This is a genomic window from Microbacterium sp. BWR-S6Y (genome assembly GCF_041379845.1).
GTDB lineage: Bacteria > Actinomycetota > Actinomycetes > Actinomycetales > Microbacteriaceae > Microbacterium > Microbacterium hydrothermale.
This window is the reverse complement of the sequence record NZ_JBFECV010000001.1, coordinates 746,582-769,287: the sequence shown is the minus strand read 5'-3', so window position 1 is coordinate 769,287 and position 22,706 is coordinate 746,582. Positions and strand designations below refer to the sequence as shown.

Sequence of the window (22,706 nt, the reverse complement as noted above, 5' to 3'; positions counted from 1 at the left end):
AATCAACCAAGAGAGAACAGGCAATCACAATGCAGTGGAACAAGAAGGTTCTCGCGTTCGCCACCCTCGGCGCCGCAGCCACCCTCGTCCTCGCCGGGTGCTCCGGCGGCTCGTCGTCGGGATCCGCCTCCGGCGGTTCCGACGGGGGCTACAAGATCGCGTTCGTGCAGGGCGTCGCCGGGGATGAGTTCTACATCTCCATGCAGTGCGGCATCGAAGCCGAAGCCGAGAAGGAAGGCGCCACCGTCACCACCCAGGGTCCGGAGAAGTTCGACCCCACCCTGCAGAAGCCCATCGTCGACGCCGTCGTCGCGTCGAAGCCCGACGCACTGCTCATCGCCCCCACCGACGTCTCCGCCATGCAGGCGCCCATCGCCGCAGCCGAAGCCGCCGGCATCAAGGTCGTCCTCGTCGACACGACGCTGGAGGACCCCTCCGGTGCGGTGTCGCAGATCTCCAGTGACAACGAAGGCGGCGGAGCGGCCGCGTTCGAGGCGATCCAGAAGGCCAACCCCAACGGCGGCAAGGTCCTCGTCGTCTCCACCGACCCCGGTGTGTCCACCACCGACGCCCGCGCCCAGGGCTTCGAAGACGCCGTCAAGAAAGACTCCAAGTTCACCTCCGTGGGCGTGCAGTACTCCCACAACGAACCCTCCACCGCCGCGGAGATCGTCACCGCCGCCCTGCAGAAGGACCCCGACATCGTCGGCATCTTCGCCGCCAACCTCTTCGCCGCCGAAGGAAGCGCCACCGGCGTCCAGCAGGCCGGCAAGCAGGGCCAGGTCACCATCGTCGGTTTCGACGCCGGTCCCGCCCAGGTCAAGGCCCTCGAAGCCGGAACCGTCCAGGCCCTCGTCGCCCAAGAGCCCGCCACCATCGGCTCCGACGGCGTCAAGCAGGCCATCGCCGCCCTCAAGGGCGAAGCGACGGAGGAGAAGATCCAGACCGGCTTCACCATCCTCACCAAGGACAACATCAACGGCGACGGCAAGGACGCGGTCTACAAGTCGAGCTGCTGACCCCTGAGCCCGGATGTCGGGACCCCCGCTCGCGCGGAGGTCCCGGCATCCACCCCCTCCGCCCGCAGGCTTCGACAGGCTCAGCCACCGGGCTCGCGCACCCCAGGTCCCTGAGCCCGTCGAAGGAACCGCAACCACCCACCCGCGGCTTCGACAGGCCCAGCCAACGGGCTCGCCGGTCGGCCAGCGGGCTCGCCTATCAGCCGCCGGGCCCGCGAACCGTTCCACCCCATCGAGAGAGAGACCGCCGTGCCGCTGGCCGACATGCCCGACCTGCTCGCCGCGCACCGCGCGGTCGGGGCCTTCAACTTCATCACCCTCGAGGTCGCCGAGGCCGTCGTCGCGGGGGCCGAGGCCGCCGAGACCGGCGTGATCCTCCAGCTCTCGCAGAACGCCATCGCCTTCCACGGCGGGATCGCGCCCGCCGCCACCGCCGCCCTGCGCCTGGCCGAGGCCGCGCGGGTGGACGTCGTCGTGCACCTCGACCACGCCACCGACGAGCCGCTCATCGACGAGGCGTTGGCCGTCGGCATCCGCTCCGTCATGTTCGACGCGGCCCACCTGTCGGATGCCGAGAACCTCGAGCGCACCGCCGCCGTCGCCGCCCGCGTGCACGCCGCCGGCGCCTGGATCGAGGCCGAGCTCGGCGAGATCGGCGGCAAGGGCGCCCACGCGCCGGGCGTGCGCACCGACGTCGCCGAGGCCGCGCGCTTCGTCGCGGCGACCGGGGTCGACGCCCTGGCCGTGGCCGTGGGCAGCGAGCACGCGATGCGCGAGCGCAGCGCGACCCTCGACGAGGACCTCATCGCTCGGCTCGCCGCAGAACTCCCGGTGCCCCTCGTGCTGCACGGCTCGAGCGGTGTCGCCGACGCCGGGATCGACGGTGCCGTGCGCGCGGGCATGCGCAAGATCAACATCGGCACGCACCTCAACACCGTGCTGACCGCGGCCGTCCGCGACGAGCTGGACCGGGATCCGGATGCCATCGACCCCCGCCGCTGGCTCGCCCCCGGCCGCGCGGCGGTCGCCGGCGAGGTGCATCGCCTTCTCGACGTCATCACCGGGCGCATCGTCAGCGAGGTCGGCGCATGAGCCGCATCGTCACCCTCACCGCCGCCGGAGCGATCGACGCCACCTACCGAGTCGTATCGCTGCGCCCCGCGACCTTCACCCGCGCCGACAGCTACACGCGCGAGGTGAGCGGCAAGGGCGTCAACGTCTCGGCCGCCCTCGCCGCGGGCGGTGCCGACACCGCCGCGGTCGTGGTGCTCGGGGCGGACGACGTGCGGTTCGCCCGCTGCGGGTTGACCGCCCCTCTCCTTCGGATCGTCGAGGTGCCCGGCGCGACGCGGGTGAACACGTCGATCATCGACGCGGCCGGCGCCACGACCAAGGTCAACGCCCCGACCCCGCCGCTGTCGAAGCAGGCGTGGGATGCCACGGTCGCGGTCCTGCGCGAGGAGCTCTCGACCCGCGGCGACGCGTGGCTCGTGATCTCGGGGAGCCTGCCCGAGCTCGCCGACACCGGGGCGATCGTCGACCTCGGGGGCGTGCGCGATCTCGCCCGCGAGCTGGGCGCCCGGGTCGCCGTCGACACGAGCGGTGCGGCGCTCGATGCGCTGCTGGCCGATCCGACCGGCATCGACCTGCTCACCCCGAACGTCGACGAACTCGCCGCGGCCGTGGGCCGCCCGCTCGAGACCCTCGGCGACGTCGTGGTCGCGGCGCGCGAGGTCGTCGCCCGGGGCGTGCAGACGGTGCTCGCGAGCATGGGCGCCGACGGACTGCTCGCCGTGACCGCAGACCGCGCGGTGTTCGCGCGCGCCGACGCCCCCTACGTCGCCAACACCGCCGGCGCGGGAGACGCCGCCCTCGCGGGCTTCCTGCTCGGTCTCACGCGCGCCCCGGCCGCGTCCGCCGCGGGTGCCGACGCGCTCGCGGTCGCCGCCGCGAGCGCCGCGGAGTGGGGAGCGCACGCGGTCGCGCACGCCTCGACGGTCGTGGCGGGTCCGCCGCTCGGCATCCGGGCCCTCGTCGAGACCTCGCCCGACCTCTCGCGCGTGCTGACCGCCGAGGGGGATGCTCCGGCGCCCACCGACACTCGACGACCCCAGGAGACCGTATGAGCACCCTCGCGCCCGAGATCGCCGCGGCCGTGGGCGATGCCTCGCGCCTGCGCACCCGCGCGATCGACCGCGTCGCCTACGCCAACGACGCCTCGCACTACCTCCTCACCCCCGAGGCCGTGGTGGTCGCCGCCGATGCGGCGGAGGTCGGCGCGATCCTGCGCGCGGCCACGGCCTCGCGCACCCCGGTGACGTTCCGCTCGGGTGGCACGAGCCTGTCGGGGCAGTCGTCGGGCGCGGGGCTGCTCGTCGACGTGCGGCAGGGGTTCGGGCGCATCGACGTGCTCGACGGCGGACGTCGGGTGCGTTCCCAGCCCGGGGCGACGGTGCGCCAGGTCAACGCGCGGCTCGCGCGGCACGGCCACCGCCTCGGTCCCGATCCGGCGAGCGAGGCCGCCTGCACGATCGGCGGCGTCGTCGCGAACAACTCCAGCGGCATGGCCTGCGGGACGGCGGAGAACTCGTACCGCACCCTCGAGTCGCTCGTCGTGGTGCTGGCATCCGGAACCGTCGTCGACACCGCGGACCCGGATGCCGACCGCCTGCTCGCCCAGCGCGAGCCCGCCCTCGTCGACGAGCTGATGCGTCTGCGGGAGCGCGTGGTGGCGGATGCCGCGAGCGTCGCCCTCATCGAGCGGCAGTTCGCGATGAAGAACACGATGGGCTACGCCCTCAACGCGTTCCTCGACTACGACACCCCCGCGGCCCTGCTCGCCCATCTCGTCGTGGGATCGGAGGGGACTCTCGCCTTCGTCGCCGAGGCGACGTTCCGCACCGTGCCCATCCGCCCCGCGATCGCGACGACGCTCGCGGTGTTCCCGACGCTCGACGCCGCCACCCGTTCGCTTCCCGCACTGGTGGCGACGGGCGCGGCGACCCTGGAGCTCATGGATGCCACGTCGCTCCGCGTCGGCCAGCGTCTGGCGGGCACGCCCGCGGCGATCCACGGCTTCGAGGCCACGACCCAGGCGGCGCTGCTCGTGGAGTATCACGCGGATGATCCGTCCGCCCTGCGCGAGCTCGCCGACGCCGGGGGGCGCGTCCTCGCGGAGCAGCAGCTGCTCGACCCGGCCGTCTTCTCGAGCGACGCCGCCGACCGCGCCGCCGCCTGGACCTTCCGCAAGGGCCTCTACGCCTCGGTCGCCGGCGCGCGCCCCTCGGGCACCACCGCCCTGCTCGAAGACGTGGTCGTGCCGGTCGAACGCCTTGCCGACACATGCGGGGGCCTGCAGGAGCTGTTCGCGCGCTTCGACTACGCCGACAGCGTGATCTTCGGTCACGCCAAGGACGGCAACATCCACTTCATGCTCACCGACCGCTTCGAGGGGGCGACGGCCCTTCGCCGGTTCGAGGGCTTCACCGACGCGATGGTCGACCTCGTGCTGGGCGCCGGCGGCAACCTCAAGGCCGAGCACGGGACGGGCCGCGCCATGGCGCCCTACGTGCGACGCCAGTACGGCGACGAGCTCTACGACGTGATGGTGCGACTGAAGCGGGTGCTCGATCCGGGCGGCATCCTGAATCCGGGCGTCATCATCGACGACGATCCCACCGCCCACATGCGCAACCTCAAGACCCCCGTCTCGATCGAGCCCGAGGCCGACCGGTGCGTCGAGTGCGGGTACTGCGAGCCGGTGTGTCCGAGTCGGTCGCTGACGCTCACCCCGCGCCAGCGCATCGTCGTGCGGCGCGCGTCGACCGCCGCCCGTGAGCGCGGCGACGGCGCCCTGGCCGCGGAACTCGAGAAGGACTACGACTACGACGGCGTGCAGACCTGCGCCGTCGACGGCATGTGCCAGACGGCCTGCCCCGTGCTCATCAACACGGGCTCGCTCATGAAGCGCTTCCGCCGCGAGGACGCCAACCCCGTGCTCGCCGCGGGCTGGTCGGCCGCGGCGACCGGGTGGGGAGCGGTCACGCGGGCGGGTTCCGCGGCGCTCTCGGTCGCGTCGGCGCTGCCGACGCCGGCGGTGCGGACGGTGACGGATGCCGCCCGCGCGGTGCTCGGCACCGACACGGTGCCCCGCTACTCGGCGGAGTTGCCGAGCGGAGGGTCGTCGCGTCGCTCGCTGGGCTCCGTCGTCGGGGCACCGGGCGTGGAGCCCGTCGCGGTGTTCCTGCCGGCCTGCGTGGGCAGTATGTTCGGCCCCGCCGACGGGATCGGCGCGACCGCCGCGTTCACGCGCCTGCTCGAGCGCGCGGGGGTCGCGGCGGTGGTGCCCGACGGCATCGACGCGCTGTGCTGCGGCACGCCCTGGTCGTCGAAGGGCTACGCGAAGGGGCACGCGACGATGTCGGCGCGCGTCCGCGCCGCGGTGCGCACGGCCTCGCGCGACGGGGTGCTCCCGGTCGTGTGCGACGCGTCGAGCTGCACCGAGGGATTCGCGGCGACCCTGCGCGACGAAGGCGTGGACGTGATGGATGCCGTGGCCTTCGCGGCATCCGCTCTCCTCCCGCGTCTCACGGCGACCCCGGTGGCCGAACTGCTGGCACTCCACCCGACCTGCTCGTCGAAGCAGTTGGGCATCGACCCGGCGCTGCGCGCGGTGGGGGAGGCCGTCGCGGCCGAGGTGCGAGTGCCCGACGCGTGGGGCTGCTGCGCCTACGCGGGAGACCGCGGGATGCTGCACCCCGAGCTGACCGAGGCGGCGACGGCTCCCGAGGCGGCCGAGGTCGCGGGTTGGGGTGCCGACGCGCACGCCTCGTGCAACCGCACGTGCGAGCTGGGGATGACGAAGGCGACGGGGGAGTCGTACGTGCACGTGCTGGAGCTGCTGGAGCGGGCGACGCGGTAGACGCGCGCTCTCTGCCGAATCGCAACGTCGCCCCCTCTCCGATGCGAGAGGGGGCGACGAGCGCGGCGACGAGGGTCAGGCGGCCATCGCGCCGTAGCGCTTGTGGCCCTTCACGTCGTAGCGGTCCAGCATCATGACCTTCGACCAGACCTCGGCGAAGTCGCGGACGAACCGCTCCTGCCCGTCGGCGCCCGCGTAGGCGTCGGCGATCGAACGGAGCTGCGCGTTCGAGCCGAACACGAGATCGTTGCGCGACGCCCGCCAGCGCGCCTCGCCGGTCGCCTGGACGCGGCCGGTGAAGGTCGACGCGGTGTCGTCGTCCTTGGTCCAGACCAGATCGGTGTCGGTCAGGTTGACGAAGAAGTCCGTCGTCAGGACGCCGACGCGGTCGGTGAACACCCCCCGGTCGGATCCGTCCCAGTTGGCGCCGAGGACGCGCAGGCCTGCCGTCAGGACGGCCCACTCGGGCGCGGTGAGCGTGAACAGGTTCGCCTTGTCGAGGAACGCCGCCTCGGGCGCGACACCCGGGGCGAACTGGTCGAAGCGCTCGGACACGAAGTTGCGGAAGCCGTCCGCGACCGGGCGGAGCCACTCGAACATCTCGATGTCGGTGAGCTCCTGCGTCGTGTCGACGCGGCCCGGAGTGAACGGGACCTCGGCGTCGGAGCCCGCCGCCCGCGCCGCCTGCTCGACAGCGGCCGTGCCGGCGAGGACGATGAGGTCCGCGAGCGAGACCTGGCGTCCGTCCGACGCGGCGGCGAAGTCCGACTGCACGGACCGCAACGCCTCGATCACGGGAACGGTGCGGCGGTTGACCGCCCAGTCCTTCTGGGGTGCGAGGGCGAGACGTCCGCCGTTCGCCCCTCCCCGCTTGTCGCTGTCGCGATAGGTGGAGGCGGCGGAGAAGGCCGTGTACACGAGATCGGACACGGACAGCCCCGTGTCGAGGACGGCCTTCTTGAGGGCCTCCACGTCGGCCTCGTCGAGGGCGGGGCCCTCGGCGTCGGGCAGCGGGTCCTGCCAGAGCAGGTCGTCGGCGATGGTGACCTCGGGGCCGAGGTAGCGGTGCTTCGGGCCCATGTCGCGGTGGGTGAGCTTGTACCAGGCCTTCGAGAACGCCAGCGTGAAGAGGTCGAAGTCGGCCAGGAAGCGCTCGCACACGGCCCGGTACTCCGGGTCGACCTTCAGGGCGATGTCCGAGGTCATCATCATGAGCGGGTTCATCTGTCCCGGCACGTGCGCGTCGGGGGTCTTCGGCGCGTCCGGGTCGGTGGGCGTCCACTGCAGCGCGCCGGCCGGGCTCTTCGTCTGCTCCCAGTCGTACGCGAACAGGTTCTCGAGGTAGGTGTTGTCCCACTGGATCGGGTTCGGCGTCCAGCTGCCCTCGATGCCGTTGGTCGAGGTGTTCTCGGCGTTGCCGCTGCCCACCGGGTTGTGCCACCCGAGACCCATCGACTCGATCGGTGCGAGCTCGGGCGACGGGCCGATCTTCGATGCGGGCACCTGGCCGTGGCTCTTTCCGAACGCGTGTCCGCCGGCGATCAGGGCGACGGTCTCTTCGTCGTTCATCGCCATGCGCGTGAACGTGATGCGGATGTCACGGGCCGAGCCCATCGGGTCGCCGTTGGCGTACGGCCCCTCGGGGTTGACGTAGATCAGGGCCTGGTGCGACGCGGCCAGCGGGCTCTGCAGGTCGTAGTCCGCGTCGCCGTTCTCGCCGTGCCAGCGCTCGTCGCGGCTGACCATCTCGTCGGGGCTCTCGACGTTGTGCGGGTTCCAGACCTCGGGTCCCCACCAGGTGCCGTCGTCGGGCTCCCAGGCGTCGAGTCGTCCCCCGGCGAAGCCGTACGTCGGCAGGCCCATCAGCTCGAGCGAGCAGTTGCCGGTCAGGACCATCAGGTCGGCCCACGACAGCGCGTTTCCGTACTTGTGCTTGATCGGCTGCAGGAGGCGACGGGACTTGTCGGTGTTGCCGTTGTCCCACCAGCTGCCGATGGGAGCGAAGCGCTGCATCGCGGTCCCCGCCCCGCCGCGTCCGTCGGCGATGCGGTAGGTGCCGGCGGCGTGCCAGGCCATGCGGATCATCTGCGGGCCGTAGTTGCCGTAGTCCGCCGGCCACCAGTCGACCGAGGTGGTGAGCAGCTCCTTGATGTCGGCCTTCAGCTCATCGAGGTCGATCGTGGCGAACGCGGCCGCGTAGTCGAAGTCGGCACCGAGCGGGTCGGCCGCGACGCCGTTGCGGTGCAGCAGCTCGACCTTCAGCCGCTGCGGGTACCAGCTGTCGAGGCTCGGCGCCTGGCCGAAGGTTCCGCCGAGGTGGTCGCCGCCGGCGGGGAGGCTGCCGGCCATGTGGTAGCTGCAGGTGTCGGTCTTGTCGTCCGAGCTCATGGGTGCTCCTTCTGGACTCGAGTGGAGAGAGCAACTTCGCCGCGGTCGGGTGCGACACGATCACGAAAGTGAAGCTGCGCGAATGGGCCCAGAGTAAGCAGCCGCAGCGCGGCGCGCTATGGGACAAAGAGAATCCCCAGCAGGGGTTCCGATTGGCGTAAGGTGTGCGGCCGACGTCGTTCAGGAGCGCGGTCGCACGGGGACCCTGACCCTCTCGCGCGGGCTGTTTCCGGCGCGCGGCAGCGGACCGCGGGCGTCGTCCCCGCCCGTGGCCGACGGCCCGTCGGGTGCCGCCGCGACGGTCAGGCGATCACGCCGGGACGAGCCGCAGCGCCCCCGCGGCGGTGGCCTCGATACGCAGGACATCCAGTCCGTCGACGACCAGGTCGGCGGTCAATTCCTCTTCGGCGGTCGTGCCGGTGAGCGCGATCACCGCGCAGCCCGCCGCGCGGGCGGCGGCGATGCCGGCCGGGGCGTCTTCGACGACGAGGCAGCGCGACGGATCCACGCCCAGGCGCTCGGCGGCGAGCAGGAACGGCTCGGGGTCGGGTTTGCCGTTGACGACGTCGTCGACCGTGACGAACACCGCGGGCCGGTCGTAGCCGGCAGCGGCCAGGCGGGCCGTGGCGATCGGCACCGAGCCCGACGTCACGATCGCCCGACGCTCGGCGGGCACGGCGTCGAAGAACACGTCGGCTCCGCGGATGGGGTGCAGGCCCACGGCATCCCTCACCTCGAGATCGGTCACGTGCGCGAGCGCCTCGGCGTGCCGCTCCGCGGGGAGCAGCAGGCTCACGAGCGTGCGCGCGGGCTGGCCGTGGTTGGCGTGCAGGGCCTGCATCGACACGTCGTAGTGCTCGGCGAAACGCCGCCACGACCGCACGACGGATGCCGTGGAGTCGACCAGCGTGCCGTCGAGGTCGAACAGCACGGCGTCGAACTCGCGCGCGAAGATCGCGGCGCCGGGGTCGACCGGGCGCCTGCGCCCGAGCGCGGGGAGTAGTCGCGCGAGCTGCTGGGTCGTCGTGAGCTCCGCGTCGACGCCGAGGACGTCGATCGCGGGGGCGACGGACGGGGTGTCGGGGCGGTGCGCGTCGCGGGAAGCTCCGCGAACGGCGCGACGCGAGGCGAGCACCGCGGGGTCGCCGTCGACGTGCACGACGATCGGCTCGGTGGGGAAGAACGCGTCGCGCAGGGCCTGCCACTCGTCGCCCCCGGCGAGCTCGGCGGTGAACGGGGCGACGGCGACGACGCGTCCGGCGGTCGCGAGGACGTCGGCGGCCGTGGCGCGCAGGGCGGCGTAGCGCCCGGAGCGGATCGCACCCGCGTGCGGCGAGGTGAGCCAGTGCCCGCCCAGGGCCTCGGACGGGAGCGCGTCGAGCAGCGGCGTGGTCACGCTGTCGAGGTCGACCAGGGCGGCTCGCAGCTCCGCCGCCAGCGCTCGACCGAGCGTGCTCTTGCCGCTTCCGGCGGGTCCGGCGACGACGACGGCGAGCGGATCGGGTATTTGACACGACGACGGCATACCCCCACCATAGACGTAGCAAGTCACCGGTGTCATGCTTGTCATTCCGGGACTCGAAGAGGTTCCGGAAAGGACGGCCGCTCATGCACGACACCGGTGACATGGTGCGAGGGTCGGAGCGCCTGCACGGCGGCATCGACCTCGGCAGCACGGGCATCAAGATGCTCGTCATCGACGACGACGGGATCGAGGTCGCCGGCGCCCAGGTGCCGACGCCGTGGCGCGTCGGCGAGGCCGGCACGACCGACCTCGACGCCGAGGACCTGCTCGCCGCCCTGCGCTCGCTCATCGACCTCGTCGAGGCCGAGCTCGCGCCGCGGACCTCGACGCCGCTCACCTCCCTCGCGGTCGCCGGCATGGGCGAGACCGGCATCCTGATCGACGCCGACGGTCGCGCGGTCGCCCCCGGCTTCGCCTGGTTCGACCCGCGCGGGTGGGAGCAGATCGCCGCCTTCCCCGACGCCGTCCGCGCGGAGTTCGCCGGCCGCACGGGCCTCCCGCTCGGCGCGCAGGTGAGCGTCGCGAAGCTCGCGTGGCTGCGCGACCAGGGCACCGACCTCGCGGGGCTCCGCTGGCTCGACCTGCCCGAGTTCGTCGCGGCCGCGCTCGGGGGAGACATCGCCCTCGAGCTCTCGCTCGCCTCGCGCACGGGCCTCATCGACCAGGACTCCGGCGCCGCCTGGCCCGCGATGCTCGACGCCCTCGGCGTCACCGCCGACCTGCTGCCGCCCCTGCGCGGCGGCGGTCTTCCCTGGGGCACGGCATCCGCTGATCTCGGTCCCCGCGTCGCGGGCGCCGCGCTCACCGTGGCCGGGCACGACCACCTCGTCGCCGCCCAGGCCAACGGAACCCTGGATGCCGACGGCTACCACGTGTCGCTCGGCACCGCCGAGGTGCTGCTCCGGGTGCTCGACGCGCCCCTCGGCTTCGCGGCGCGGCAGCGCCTCGCCGACGCGCTCATCAACGAGGTGCGCCACGTCGTCCCCGGCCGGCACGTGCTCGTCGCCGGGGTGAAGACCGGACTGCTGCTGCGTCGGGCGCTGCACGCGGCCGGGATCAGCGACCGCGCCGGGCGCGATGAGCTGGATGCCGCGGTCATGGCCCTGCCCTACGAGGGCGAGCTGCCGGCCGGGGCGATCGAGGTCGCCGGCGCCCGCAACGACGACGGCGTGCTGCGGCTGACGCTGCACACCGAGGCGAGCCCCGCCGAGATCTTCGGCGCCGTGCTGCGGCACAGCAACGACGAGATCGCCCGACTGATCGCCGCCATGGACCGCGAGGTCGCCCCCGCCACCCACTCGACGCTCACCGGCGGCTGGGCGGGCATGGCCTCCGTGCGCCGCGCCCGCGCCGAGGTGCTGCCCGATCCGTCCCTGTCCACCCGCGAGCAGGACGTCGCCTACGGAGCCGCCGACATGGCGCGGCGACTCGTCTCGGCATCCGTACCCTCCTGACTCCCTGCCCGCCGCGCCCGTTGCGACCCGACGCGCGAACAGACCACCGCGCCGACCGGCGCGAATGAACCCCAGAGAAGAGAGATCATGAACGCCCTCACCACCATCGAGCGCCGCGCGCTCCAGTCGATCAGCACCCCCGACGGCCACATGCTCATCGTCGCCGCCGACCAGCGCAACGGCATGAAGGCCGCGATCAAGGACGCCCCGAACGGCTCCGACGCCATCTCGCGCGAGGAGCTCGCCGAGGTGAAGGCCGACCTCGTGCGCCACCTCGCCAACCACGCCCCCGCGATCCTGCTCGACCCCGAGGTCGCGCTGCCCCGGATCGTCGACGATGGCGTGCTCGCCCGCGATACCGCCCTCGTCGTCGGTCTCGACGCCTCGGGGGCCGAGACGGTCGACGGCCTGAAGTACACGCGCTACGTCCCCGGGACGACGCCGCACTCGATCCGCGAGCAAGGCGCCGACGTCGCCAAGATGCTCTGGTACACCCGCCCCGACAAGCAGGACGCCGACTCCCGCGTCGCGCACGAGATCCGCGACCTCGTGCAGGCGTGCGAGGCCGAGGGCCTGCTGCTCATCGTCGAGCTGCTCACCTACCAGCTCGAGGGCGAGAGCGACGAGGAGTACCAGGCGAAGTTCGCCGACCTCGTGGTCGACGGCGCCGCGCTGGCCGTCGCGTGCGGCGCGAAGATCCTCAAGCTGCAGTACCCCGGCTCCGCCGAGGCGAGCGCCCGCGTGACCGAGGCCGCCCAGGGCGTGCCGTGGGCCGTGCTCTCGGCCGGCGTCGACCACGAGACGTTCATCGAGCAGGTGCGCACGGCCGTCGCCAACGGCGCCTCGGGGGCCATGGCCGGTCGGTCGCTGTGGAAGGACAGCCTCTCGATCGACGCCGACCGCCGCGAGGAGCTCCTCTCGGGTCGTGCCCTCCCCCGCCTGCGCGAGCTCGCCGACGCGGTCGACGGACGCTGAGATGACCACGCCCGCCCGGCGCCGATCGCGTCCGCCGGCCGGATCCGACCCCGGTCGGACCGGCTCTCCGCGGGTGCACGCGGGGGACGGATGCCGCGGTGCCGGGCGGGCGGACCGGGAGACCGGCCGGATGGTCGCGGACGCGACCACGGGCGGGGGCGCGGCATCCGGTCGCCGCTCCCCGGCGCCGGGCGCGCGCTCGGACGCCGGCGCGCGGCGGATAGGGTTGCGAGTCGAAGCCCCCACCCGCCCGCACCCTGGAGGTGTCTCGTGACCACGATGCGCGACGTCGCCCAGCGCGCCGGGGTGAGCACGAAGACCGTGTCGCGCGTCTTCAACGACGACCCGCACGTGCTGCCCGACACCCGCGCGCTGGTCGAGGCGGCCATGCGCGAGCTGAACTACGTGCCCAACGCCCTGGCCACGACGTTCCGCGCGGGTCGGGCGTCGGTGATCGGCGTCGCCGTGCCCGACGTCGTCGACCCGTTCTTCGCGGCGATCGCGCGCGCGGTCGAGGACACCGCCCGCCGGCACGGGCTGTCGACGCTCGTGACGAGCCTCGGCGAGAACCCCGACGACGAGAAGCCCGCCCTCGAGTCCCTGCTCGGACGCCAGTTGACGGGGCTCGTGATCGCCCCGGTAGGCACCGACCACTCGTGGCTCGAGCGCTGGCGCGGGCACACCCCGATCGTGTTCGTCGACCGCGCTCCCGTCGGACTCACCACCGACACGTTCACCGAGAACGACGAGGCCGGAGCGCACCTGGCGACGACCCACCTGCTGTCGCACGGTCATCGCCGCATCGCGTACGTCGGCGACATGGTGCACCTCTCGACCGAGACCAAGCGCGTGGAGGGCTGGCGCCGGGCTCTGCGCGAAGCGGGGATCGACGTCGACGAGACTCTCGTGGCCTCGCAGGTCGCGACGCGCGAGGCCGCGGCATCCGCCCTCGAGCGTCTGCGGGCGCTGCCCGAGCCGCCCACGGCGATCTTCTCGGCCAACGCCCGCTCGTCGATGGCGCTCGCGCACGTGCTGCGGGGCGAGCCGATGCCCTTCGTCGGGTTCGGCGACTTCCCGATGGCCGACACCCTGACGCCCGCCGTCACGGTGATCGACCAGGACCCGCGTCGCATCGGCGCGCTCGCCGCCGAGCGCGTGTTCGCGCGTCTCGAGCCCGACGCCGGCCTGGGCCTCGACGAGGTCACGGTCATCGACGTCTCCCTCGTCGAGCGGGAGTCCTGCGCGGTGTGATCGTGCTCTCCTCGGCGCGGTCGAGCGGGTCGAGCCTCGCGGACGACCGGGGCCGGTCCCGTCGACGGGCTCGGAGCGACGCACATCGTCGCGCCCGGGGCAAGAGCGCTCACCCGTCGGAGCGCGGACGGTAGGAAAGACAGGGACAGACGCCACCGCTCCCGAGAAGAGGGCTCCGATGACGACCTCCCCGCACCCCGACCGCCGCCCCGCCGCTCGGACGGAGGTGGCGTCGTGAGGCTCACCGACACCAGCGACCTGTGGTGGAAGACCGCGGTCTTCTACAACCTCGACGTCAAGACGTACCTGGATGCCGACGACGACGGCGTGGGCGACCTGCGCGGTCTCGCGCAGCGGCTCGACCACCTCGCCGAGCTCGGCGTGACGTGCCTCTGGCTCGCCCCGTTCTACCCCTCGCCGCAGCGCGACAACGGGTACGACATCGAGGACTACTACGGTGTCGACCCCCGTTACGGTTCGCTCGGCGACATGGTCGAGGTGCTGCGCACGGCCCACGACCGCGGGATGCGCGTGATCGTCGACCTCGTCGTGAACCACACCTCCGATCGGCATCCGTGGTTTCAGAAGGCGCGGCAGAGCCCCGACAGCCGCTACCGGCACTTCTACCAGTGGAGCGACGAGGTGCCCGACGACGCCCCGGCGAGCATGTTCCCCGACGTCGAGGACGGGGTCTGGTTCTTCGACGAGACCGCGGGGCAGTACTACAAGCACTCCTTCTACCGGCATCAGCCCGACCTCGCCACCGATCAGCCCGAGGTGCGCGAAGAGATCGCGAAGGTCATCGGCTTCTGGCTCGAGCTGGGGGTCGACGGTTTCCGCGTGGATGCCGTGCCCCACCTCATCGACGCAGGCGACGGGCCCGAGCACGACTTCCTCCGCGCGCTGCGGGGATACGTCTCGCGTCGCAGCGGTCACGCCATGATGCTCGGCGAGGTCAACCTGCCCTACGACGAGCAGCTGCGTTTCTTCGGCGACGCCGACGGCGACGAGCTCACGATGCAGTTCGACTTCGTCGCCAATCAGCGGCTGTACCTCGCCCTGGCCCGGCAGGATGCCGCGCCCCTGCGCGAGGCGCTGGAGTCGCGGCCCGCGATCGCCCGCGGCAACCAGTGGGGCAACTTCGTGCGCAACCACGACGAGCTCACGCTCGATCAGCTGAGCGCCGAGGAGCGGGAGGAGGTGTTCGCGGCCTTCGCCCCCGAGGAGGGCCAGCGCATCCACGGCCGCGGCATCACGCGCCGCCTGCCGTCGATGCTCGAGGGCGACCCGCGCCGCATCCGCATGGTCTACAGCCTGATGTTCTCTCTCCCCGGGGCGCCGGTGCTGTACTACGGCGAGGAGATCGGGATGGGCGAGAATCCCACGATCTCGGGCAGTCGCGCGGCCGTGCGCACGCCGATGCAGTGGACCGCGGACGTCGATGCGGGCTTCTCGGGGGCGGACGAGCTCATCGCCGACGTCGTCCCCGGTGGATTCGCGCCCGAGCACGTCAACGTCGCGCAGCAGCGGCGCGACCCCGACTCGATGCTGCGGTTCACGCAGAACCTCGTGCGTCAGTACCGTGCGTCCCCCGAGATCGGGTGGGGGGAGCTCGGCATCCTGGATCAACCCCACGCGTGCGTGCTGGCCCACTCGGTCACGAGCGAGCTGGGCATGCTCGTCGCCGCGCACAACTTCGCCCCCGACGGTCGCACCTTCCGCCTGCGGATCGAGGGAGCGGATGCCGAGACCTGGCGCCTCGTCGACCTTCTCGACGACGCGGGCGGGGCGCAGACCCTGGACGGCGACGGGTTCGAGGTGACGCTCGACGGGTACGGGTACCGGTGGTGGCGGGTCATCCGGCCGGGGGAGCGGCGGATCGCCTGAGAGATCCGCGGGACCCTCGCGCGAGCGTATTCACGGGAATAGGCTGAATCGGCATCATCGTTGCTGCCGCGAGGGTCGATGGGACGGTTATGGAGCCGCAGACGTTCTCCACCCGACGAGTGGGTCGCGCCGGGCGCATCAGCGCCTGGGAGGCCCACCACGAACGTGCGCTCGTCGGCCTGGCCTGCGTCGCGCCGCGGTCGGGAGAGTTCGACGCGACCGTGCGCAGCGCCCGCGTCGGGCCGTTCGACGTGGCCCACGTCGTCGCGACGCCTCACGCCGTGAGACGCACGCGCGCGCACATCGTCGCCCACGACGCGCCCGGCCGGGCGATCTACCTGACCCGCCGGGGCGATGCGCGCCTGATCAGCGACGAGCAGGTCCTGGGACACGGCCCCGGATCGGCCGTCGTCTGCGCCACCGACCGGCCGTTCTCCCGGGAGTTCCGGGGCGGGGTCGACGAGATCGTCATCGCGTTCTCGGATGCGGACGCCGCGCACCTGCTCGCGACCGAGGCGGTCCCGACGGGGCGGCTCGATGTCGGCGCGACCGCGACGATGCGACTCGTCGCGGGCGCGGTCCACCGTCGTGTGATGGGGAGGCTCGCTTCGTCGGGGTCGTCCGACGACGACCTCATCGACCGGATCCGGCTGCTCCTGGTTCCGGGGCTCGCGTCGACGGAGGCGGGCCGGCGGAGCATCGTGCTCGACTTCGTCGACGCGCACCTCGACGACACCCGACTGAACACCGCGTCCATCGCCGCCCGTCTCGACCTCACGGATCGCACGATGCGTCGGCTCTTCTCCTCCGCGGAGCGGAGTCTGGCCGAGGAGATCCGGATGCGGCGGCTCGCGGCCGCTCTCCACATGCTGCGCGGGACCGTGCCGATCGGAGAGATCGCCGGACGGTGCGGCTTCGCGTCTCACCCGCACTTCAGCCGGGCCTTCCGGATGCACTACGGGTGCACGCCTCGGGAGGTCCGCTCCGGGCACCCCGTTTGACGAAACCGGACATCGAGGGGGCCTTTCGCCTTCGTCGAAGGACGTGGCGGGGTCGCCGACGCATACTTCCCGGGACGCCACGATGTCGTGGCGCAGGGATGAAGGACGGACCCATGGCGGTTTTCGACGACGGCATCAGCGACACAGCCCTCCCGGACGCCGGAGTGGTGCACACCGATGTGCTGATCATCGGGACGGGCCCCGCCGGCGCGTCGGCCGCCCTGGCGCTGGCGACGCTCGGCATCGACACCGTGATGATCACGAAGTACCGGTGGACGGCGAACACCCCGCGCGCCCACATCACGAATCAGCGGGCCATGGAGTTCTTCCGCGACATGGGCATCGAGGATCAGGTGAAAGCCGATTCGACCCCGCACGAGATGATCGGCGACACCGTGTTCTGCACCTCGCTCGCCGGGGAGGAACTCGGCCGGATCCTCAGCTGGGGGACGAGCCCCGCGCGCCACGCCGACTACGTCGCCGCATCCCCGACGCTCAACTGCGACGTGCCCCAGAACTACCTCGAGCCGATCCTCGTGCGCAACGCCACGGCGCGGGGGACGCAGACGCGGTTCTCGAGCGAGTACCTGTCGCATGTCCAGGACGACGCGGGCGTGACCGTGCGCGTCCTCGACCGGGTGACCGGACGGCCGTACGAGGTGCGGGCGAAGTACGTCATCGCCGCGGACGGAGCGCGGTCGCGCGTCGTCGCCGACCTCGACCTCCCGATGGAGGGCCGCATGGACATCGCCGGGTCGATGAACATCACGTTCACCGCCGACATCGACCACCTCGTCGGCCACCGCCCGAGCGTTCTCTACTGGGTCGTGCAGCCCGGCTCGAACGTCGGGGGAATCGGTGCCGGCCTGATCCGCATGGTGCGGCCCTGGAACGAATGGCTCATCGTGTGGGGATACGACATCGACGGTCCGGAACCGGTCATCGACGAGGCCGCGGCCGTGCAGATCGTCCGCAACCTGATCGGTGATCCCGACCTCGAGGTCACCATCACCGGGACCTCCCTGTGGGGGAACAACGAGATGTACGCCACACGCCTGCAGAAGGGACGCGTGTTCGCCGCGGGAGACGCGATCCATCGGCATCCCCCCTCCAACGGATTGGGATCGAACACCTCGATCCAAGACGCCTACAACCTCGCCTGGAAGCTCGCCGCGGTGATCCGCGGCCAGGCGGGCGAGGCCCTCCTCGAGACGTACACGGCCGAGCGCGCGCCGGTCGCCCGGCAGATCGTCCTCCGTGCCAACAAGTCGGGGCGCGAATTCGGGGAGCTCTTCACCGCGCTCGGCATCACCGACGCCGAGACGGAGGAGGAGATGCGGGACCTCATCGAGGAGCGCAAGGACGACACCCCGCGCGGGCGGGCCAAGCGTCGGGCGATCACCGCGGCGATGGAGCTGAAGAACTACGAGTTCAACGCCCACGGCGTGGAGATGGGCCAGTTCTACCGGTCGTCCGCCGTCGTCCCGGACGGAACCTCCCGGCCCACCCCGACGCGCGACCCGGAGCTGTACTACGAGCCGTCGACCGTCCCCGGCTCGCCGCTCCCGCACGCATGGGTCGGCGACGCGCGCCGATCGTTCTCGACGCTCGACCTGGCGCCCAGCTCGCGCTTCACCCTGTTCACCGGAATCGCGGGGCAGGCATGGGCCGACGCGGTCCCCGAGGTCGCCGACCGTCTGGGCGTGCCGATCGAAGCGGTCGTCATCGGACCGGGCCGGACGTACACGGACCTGTATTTCGATTGGGAGCGGCTGCGCGGTATCGATGAAGAGGGAGCCCTGCTCGTCCGCCCCGACAAAATCGTCGCTTGGCGTGCTCCGCACCTTTCGAGCGACCCGGCCGGGGTGCTCGCATCCGCCCTCGCCGCGATCCTCAGCAGGTCGCGATGACGCGCCCCGTCTCGTTCGTCCACACCACGCCGGCGGCTCGCGTCGTCTTCTCGTCGGGCCGGGCGCTGACCGGCACCGTCGCCGAGATCGAGCGGATGGGGGCGACCCGGGTCATGGTGATCGCGTCGCCGTCGCAGGCCGAGCTCGCGAGAGCCCTCCGCGCCGCCGTGCCCGTCGCGCGGGAGTGGAGCGAGGTCGCCCCGCACGTCCCGGTCGAGGTGGCCGACCGGGCTCGACACGCGGCGACCGAGGAGCGCGTCGACGCCGTCGTCGCGATCGGCGGAGGTTCGGCGATCGGTTTGGCGAAGGCGATCGCGCTGACCACCGGCATCCCGATCATCGCGGTTCCGACCACGTACGCCGGATCCGAAGCCACCGACGTCTGGGGTCTGACCGAGAACGGCCGCAAGACCACCGGGTCGGATCCCCGCGTGCTGCCCCGGGTGATCGTCTACGACCCCGAGCTCACCGCCTCGCTGCCACGGGACCTGGCCGTCTCCTCGGGCCTGAACGCCCTGGCGCACTGCGTCGACTCGCTGTGGGCGCCCCATCGGGACCCGATCAATGCGGCGCTCGCGACCGAGGGGGCGCGGTGCCTGGCGTCGGGCATGCGAGCCCTCGTGCGCGACGACGCCGACCCGGCCGGGCGGGAGCAGACGCTGCTCGGCACGTATCTCGCCGCGGCGGCCTTCGCCTCAGCCGGATCTGGTCTGCACCACAAGATCTGCCACGTCCTGGGCGGGACGTACGGACTGCCGCACGCGCAGACGCACGCGATCGTGCTGCCCTACGTCACGGCGTTCACGATCCCGTTCGCGCCGGATGCGGCGCAGCGCCTGCGCTCGGCCCTCTCGGCGGAGGACCCCCTCGTCGGGCTCCTCGATCTTCGTCGAGACGTGGGCGCGCCCGTCGCCCTGCGGGACTACGGATTCCGTCGGCAGGACATCCGCGATGCGGCGGACCTCGTTCTGCCGGTCGTCCCGCCTTCGCATCCCCGTCCCGTGACGCGAGAAGACCTCGAGTCCCTCTTGACAGCGGCGTGGGACGGGGCGCCGGCGGAGCATCTCGGGACAGGAGAAGGACATGAATGAGCACACCCCGTCGCCGCAGCAGCGCGCCCGCGAGGAGGAGCTGATCGAGACCGTCGTCGGCTCGTTCGCCGCGGCGCCCGACGCACGGCTGAAAGAGATCATGCAGGCCCTCACCCGCCACCTTCACGCGTTCGTGCGCGAGGTGCGCCTGACCGAGGAGGAATGGGCGGCCGGTATCGCGTTCCTCAACGCGGCGGGCCGGATCACCGACGAGCGGCGGCAGGAGTTCATCCTGCTCTCCGATGTGCTCGGTGTCTCGATGCAGACCGTCGCCGTCAACAACGAGGCCTACGGCGACGCCACCGAGGCGACGGTGTTCGGTCCGTTCTTCACCGAGGACGCACCGCTCATCGAGAACGGGGGCGACATCTCCGGAGGCGCGCCCGGTCGACCCTGCTGGGTCGAGGGCACGGTGACGGACACCACGGGGGCCCCGGTCGCGGGAGCGCGCATCGAGGTGTGGGAGGCCGATGAAGACGGCTTCTACGACGTCCAGTACGGCGACGACCGCGTCGCGGGGCGCGCCCACCTCTACACCGACGAGGACGGACGCTACCGGTTCTGGGGTCTCACCCCCACGCCCTACCCGATCCCGAACGACGGGCCGGTCGGAAAGCTCCTGGATGCCGTGGGCCGGTCGCCCATGCGCGCCTCGCACCTGCACTTCATGGTGTCGGCTGCGCAGATGCGGACCCTCGTCACGCACATCTTCGTCCGGGGAGACGAACTGCTCGACCGGGATTCGGTGTTCGGCGTGAAGGAGTCGCTGATCATGGACTTCTCCGAGCAGGCCGCGGGGAGCGAGACGCCGGACGGCCGCGACCTGGGCGGGCGGAGCTGGTCGCGGACCCGATTCGACATCGTCCTGGCCCCCGCTTCCGAACCGACGAACACCCGCGCCGAGGCGCAGAAAGGGACGGACCGATGACGTTCTTCGACCCGCAGACCTGGGAGGGTCGCTACTTCGACGGATCGTGGGTGAGCACGCCCGACACCGCCGCGGTCGTGTCGCCGTCCACCGGCGAGACGATCGCCCGAGTGGCCGCGCCCACCGCCGCCGACCTCGACCGGAGCGCGGATGCCGCGCGTCGCGCGCAGACCGCGTGGGCGGCCGCGCCCGCCGAGGAACGGGCCGCCGTGATGCGCCGCGCCGCGACCATCATCGAGGAGAACACCGAGACGCTCGCGCGCTGGCTCGGCGACGAGGCCGGATCCGCGCAGGGCAAGGCTCACTTCGAGGCCGGGCTCGTCGCCAACGAGTTCCATCTCGCCGCGGCGACCGCGATGATGCCCTACGGTCAGCTGCTGCGCTCCGCGCGCCCGCGGTTGAGTCTCAGCCGACGCCGACCGGTGGGGGTGGTGGGCGTCATCTCGCCGTTCAACTTCCCCGGCATCCTGTCGGCGCGCTCGATCGCTCCCGCCCTCGCCCTCGGCAACGCGGTGGTGCTCAAGCCCGATCCCCGCACGAGCGTGAGCGGCGGACTGTTCTTCGCGGCGGTGCTGGAGGCGGCCGGGGTCCCCGCGGGGGTGTTCTCGGTGCTGCCCGGCGGCGTCGAGGTCGGATCGGCTCTCGTGGACCACCCCGCCGTGCCCGTCATCTCGTTCACCGGTTCCACCGAGGCGGGGCGCGTCATCGGATCCCGGGCGGGACAGCTCCTCAAGCGCGCGCACCTCGAGCTCGGCGGCAACAACGCCCTCGTCGTCCTCGGCGACGTCGACGTCGCCGCCGCGGCATCCGCGGGGGCGTGGGGGTCGTTCCTGCACCAGGGCCAGATCTGCATGACGACCGGGCGTCACCTCGTGCACGACAGCATCTACGACGAATACGTCGAGAGCCTCAGCGCGAAGGCGGCGGCCCTCCCCGCGGGCGACCCGGCGACCGGCGCACCCCTCGGCCCGATCATCGACGAGCGTCAGCGCGACAAGATCGACGCCATCGTGCGCGAGACGGCGGATGCCGGGGCCCGGGTCACCGCGGGCGGGCACTACGACCGGCTCTTCTACCAGGCGACGGTGCTGGCCGACGTGACCCCCGAGCACGCCGCCTTCCAGAAGGAGATCTTCGGTCCCGTCGCCCCCGTGACGCGGTTCAGCTCCGTCGACGAGCTCGTCGACCTCGTCAACGCGAGCGACTACGGGCTCTCGCTGGGCATCCTCGCGAAGGACGCCTTCCGCGCCTACGCGCTCGCGGATCGCCTGCCCAGCGGCATCCTGCACATCAACGATCAGACGGTCGACGACGAGTCGCAGGCACCGTTCGGTGGCGTCGGCGCATCCGGAACCGGAGCGCGCTTCGGCGGGCACGAGGCCAACATCGAGGCGTTCACCGAAACCCAGTGGGTCACGATGCAGGCCGACGTGGCGACCTATCCGTTCTGACCCGCGCGATCGCGGTCGACGACCCGACGGAGACGCGAACGGGCGCGGCACCCCCCAATGGTGCCGCGCCCGTCGCGGACGGATCGGGAAGCCTCCCCGATCGCACGCGCGCAGGGGTTCCCCCACGGACACCCCGCGCGCGGTCCTCTCCATAAAAGCACAGCGCTTCGTAATTAGCACCCGGCAGCTGGTCGTAAATACGATCAGTCCGTCGTCTTCCTGCCCCCGCGGCGTCTACGATCGGAGAGTGGGTCGCGGTGCTGTCGGACCACCCTCGCGGTACTCCCGCCGAGTGGTGGCGAACGTGGATCGCCTGCGGAGGGCGCAAGGGCTCACCGTCGGCGAGCTGCTCCGTCGCGCCGGAATGACGAAGAGCTACTACCAGGCGCGCGCCGGTTTCTCGCTGCCCTACAACACGAACGACATCGAAGCGCTCGCCGCCGCCCTCGGGGTGACGCCCGAGGAGGTCGCCAACCCCGATTCCGCACCGCGGGTCGAGATGAGGGTCCCGGCGGCCCCCCTCGCCGCGCGGGTCCGCCGACTCGTCGAGAGCCAGGCCGCGCGCGAGAGCGACCTGCTGACGCACCTCCACGAGATCGACCCCGCCGCGGCCGAGAGCGCGCGGGTTCTCCTCGCCGCCGCGACCAACACCGTCGTGCTCGACGAAGAGGTGCTCCGTCTCATCACGCACTGGGCGGACGTGCCGACCGAGTACCTCACCGACTACACCGACGACGCCGTGACCGATCGCACCGACGCCGAACTCGAGCTGCGCGAGGCGATGCGCGACGCCGGCGCCAGCAGCATCCAGTTCCGCGCCCTGGGCGAGATGTCGCCCGACGCCCTGCGCGCGATCGCGCACTCGTTGCGAGGCAGGCCGCCCGCGACATGAACAGCCGCGAGGG

Annotated in this window: 16 protein-coding genes; 14 read left to right on the top strand and 2 right to left on the bottom strand. The window is 72.1% G+C overall.

What is annotated here, in order from left to right:
• Positions 1-29: 29 nt before the first annotated feature.
• The 4 genes from AB1K56_RS03715 (at position 30) to AB1K56_RS03700 (ending at position 5,940) form a co-directional block, all read left to right on the top strand.
• Positions 30-1,019: an ABC transporter substrate-binding protein gene (locus AB1K56_RS03715; protein ID WP_371204606.1), complete on the top strand. Its 990-nt coding sequence runs from the start codon at positions 30-32 to the stop codon at positions 1,017-1,019.
• Between the two features lie 249 nt (positions 1,020-1,268).
• Positions 1,269-2,111, top strand: a complete 843-nt coding sequence (locus AB1K56_RS03710) for a class II fructose-bisphosphate aldolase (protein WP_371204605.1) — start codon at positions 1,269-1,271, stop codon at positions 2,109-2,111.
• Complete coding sequence (locus AB1K56_RS03705; protein ID WP_371204604.1) at positions 2,108-3,145, top strand: 1-phosphofructokinase family hexose kinase; 1,038 nt, start codon at positions 2,108-2,110, stop codon at positions 3,143-3,145. Before AB1K56_RS03710 ends, AB1K56_RS03705 begins: the two co-directional genes overlap by 4 nt.
• Complete coding sequence (locus AB1K56_RS03700; RefSeq protein ID WP_371204603.1) at positions 3,142-5,940, top strand: FAD-binding and (Fe-S)-binding domain-containing protein; 2,799 nt, start codon at positions 3,142-3,144, stop codon at positions 5,938-5,940. Before AB1K56_RS03705 ends, AB1K56_RS03700 begins: the two co-directional genes overlap by 4 nt.
• 75 nt (positions 5,941-6,015) lie before the next feature.
• Here AB1K56_RS03700 and katG read toward each other — a convergent pair whose 3' ends face one another.
• Positions 6,016-8,328: a catalase/peroxidase HPI gene (gene katG, locus AB1K56_RS03695; RefSeq protein ID WP_371204602.1), complete on the bottom strand. Its 2,313-nt coding sequence runs from the start codon at positions 8,326-8,328 to the stop codon at positions 6,016-6,018.
• Between the two features lie 310 nt (positions 8,329-8,638).
• The gene (locus tag AB1K56_RS03690; protein WP_371204601.1) at positions 8,639-9,853 is read right to left on the bottom strand and encodes an HAD-IA family hydrolase; all 1,215 of its coding nucleotides are present in this window, start codon (positions 9,851-9,853) and stop codon (positions 8,639-8,641) included.
• Between the two features lie 83 nt (positions 9,854-9,936).
• Between AB1K56_RS03690 and AB1K56_RS03685 the strand changes: the two genes are divergently transcribed.
• From AB1K56_RS03685 to AB1K56_RS03640, 10 genes are all read left to right on the top strand, one after another.
• Positions 9,937-11,307, top strand: a complete 1,371-nt coding sequence (locus AB1K56_RS03685; protein WP_371204600.1) for an L-fuculokinase — start codon at positions 9,937-9,939, stop codon at positions 11,305-11,307.
• 87 nt (positions 11,308-11,394) lie between these two features.
• Positions 11,395-12,282 (top strand): hypothetical protein, encoded by an 888-nt coding sequence (locus AB1K56_RS03680; RefSeq protein WP_264632346.1) that lies wholly within the window; start codon positions 11,395-11,397, stop codon positions 12,280-12,282.
• 279 nt (positions 12,283-12,561) lie between these two features.
• Positions 12,562-13,533, top strand: a complete 972-nt coding sequence (locus tag AB1K56_RS03675; protein WP_371204656.1) for a LacI family DNA-binding transcriptional regulator — start codon at positions 12,562-12,564, stop codon at positions 13,531-13,533.
• A 234-nt stretch (positions 13,534-13,767) separates the two neighbouring features.
• Entirely contained in the window at positions 13,768-15,420 is a 1,653-nt protein-coding gene (locus tag AB1K56_RS03670) for an alpha-amylase family protein (protein WP_371204599.1), read from the top strand.
• A gap of 89 nt (positions 15,421-15,509) precedes the next feature.
• Positions 15,510-16,421 carry an AraC family transcriptional regulator gene (locus tag AB1K56_RS03665; RefSeq protein ID WP_371204598.1) on the top strand — a complete coding sequence of 304 codons (912 nt, stop codon included), beginning with the start codon at positions 15,510-15,512 and terminating at the stop codon, positions 16,419-16,421.
• A gap of 113 nt (positions 16,422-16,534) precedes the next feature.
• Positions 16,535-18,331, top strand: a complete 1,797-nt coding sequence (locus tag AB1K56_RS03660) for an FAD-dependent oxidoreductase (protein WP_371204597.1) — start codon at positions 16,535-16,537, stop codon at positions 18,329-18,331.
• Complete coding sequence (locus AB1K56_RS03655) at positions 18,328-19,422, top strand: maleylacetate reductase (protein ID WP_371204596.1); 1,095 nt, start codon at positions 18,328-18,330, stop codon at positions 19,420-19,422. Before AB1K56_RS03660 ends, AB1K56_RS03655 begins: the two co-directional genes overlap by 4 nt.
• Positions 19,415-20,350, top strand: coding sequence for an intradiol ring-cleavage dioxygenase (locus AB1K56_RS03650; RefSeq protein ID WP_371204595.1), 936 nt, complete (start codon positions 19,415-19,417; stop codon positions 20,348-20,350). The genes AB1K56_RS03655 and AB1K56_RS03650 overlap by 8 nt, the downstream gene beginning before the upstream one ends.
• A complete protein-coding gene (locus AB1K56_RS03645; RefSeq protein ID WP_371204594.1) occupies positions 20,347-21,801 on the top strand; it encodes an aldehyde dehydrogenase family protein in 1,455 nt (484 codons plus the stop codon). Before AB1K56_RS03650 ends, AB1K56_RS03645 begins: the two co-directional genes overlap by 4 nt.
• Before the next feature lie 304 nt (positions 21,802-22,105).
• Positions 22,106-22,693 (top strand): hypothetical protein, encoded by a 588-nt coding sequence (locus AB1K56_RS03640; RefSeq protein WP_371204593.1) that lies wholly within the window; start codon positions 22,106-22,108, stop codon positions 22,691-22,693.
• The last annotated feature ends 13 nt before the right edge of the window (positions 22,694-22,706 follow it).

Coding starts and splice junctions, on each gene's coding strand:
- AB1K56_RS03655 (WP_371204596.1), top strand. CDS start 18,328: ATGACGCGCCCCGTCTCGTTCGTCCACACCACGCCGGCGGCTCGCGTC.
- AB1K56_RS03650 (WP_371204595.1), top strand. CDS start 19,415: ATGAATGAGCACACCCCGTCGCCGCAGCAGCGCGCCCGCGAGGAGGAG.
- AB1K56_RS03690 (WP_371204601.1), bottom strand. CDS start 9,853: ATGCCGTCGTCGTGTCAAATACCCGATCCGCTCGCCGTCGTCGTCGCC.
- katG (WP_371204602.1), bottom strand. CDS start 8,328: ATGAGCTCGGACGACAAGACCGACACCTGCAGCTACCACATGGCCGGC.
- AB1K56_RS03685 (WP_371204600.1), top strand. CDS start 9,937: ATGCACGACACCGGTGACATGGTGCGAGGGTCGGAGCGCCTGCACGGC.
- AB1K56_RS03715 (WP_371204606.1), top strand. CDS start 30: ATGCAGTGGAACAAGAAGGTTCTCGCGTTCGCCACCCTCGGCGCCGCA.
- AB1K56_RS03660 (WP_371204597.1), top strand. CDS start 16,535: ATGGCGGTTTTCGACGACGGCATCAGCGACACAGCCCTCCCGGACGCC.
- AB1K56_RS03675 (WP_371204656.1), top strand. CDS start 12,562: ATGCGCGACGTCGCCCAGCGCGCCGGGGTGAGCACGAAGACCGTGTCG.
- AB1K56_RS03700 (WP_371204603.1), top strand. CDS start 3,142: ATGAGCACCCTCGCGCCCGAGATCGCCGCGGCCGTGGGCGATGCCTCG.
- AB1K56_RS03705 (WP_371204604.1), top strand. CDS start 2,108: ATGAGCCGCATCGTCACCCTCACCGCCGCCGGAGCGATCGACGCCACC.
- AB1K56_RS03680 (WP_264632346.1), top strand. CDS start 11,395: ATGAACGCCCTCACCACCATCGAGCGCCGCGCGCTCCAGTCGATCAGC.
- AB1K56_RS03665 (WP_371204598.1), top strand. CDS start 15,510: ATGGAGCCGCAGACGTTCTCCACCCGACGAGTGGGTCGCGCCGGGCGC.
- AB1K56_RS03645 (WP_371204594.1), top strand. CDS start 20,347: ATGACGTTCTTCGACCCGCAGACCTGGGAGGGTCGCTACTTCGACGGA.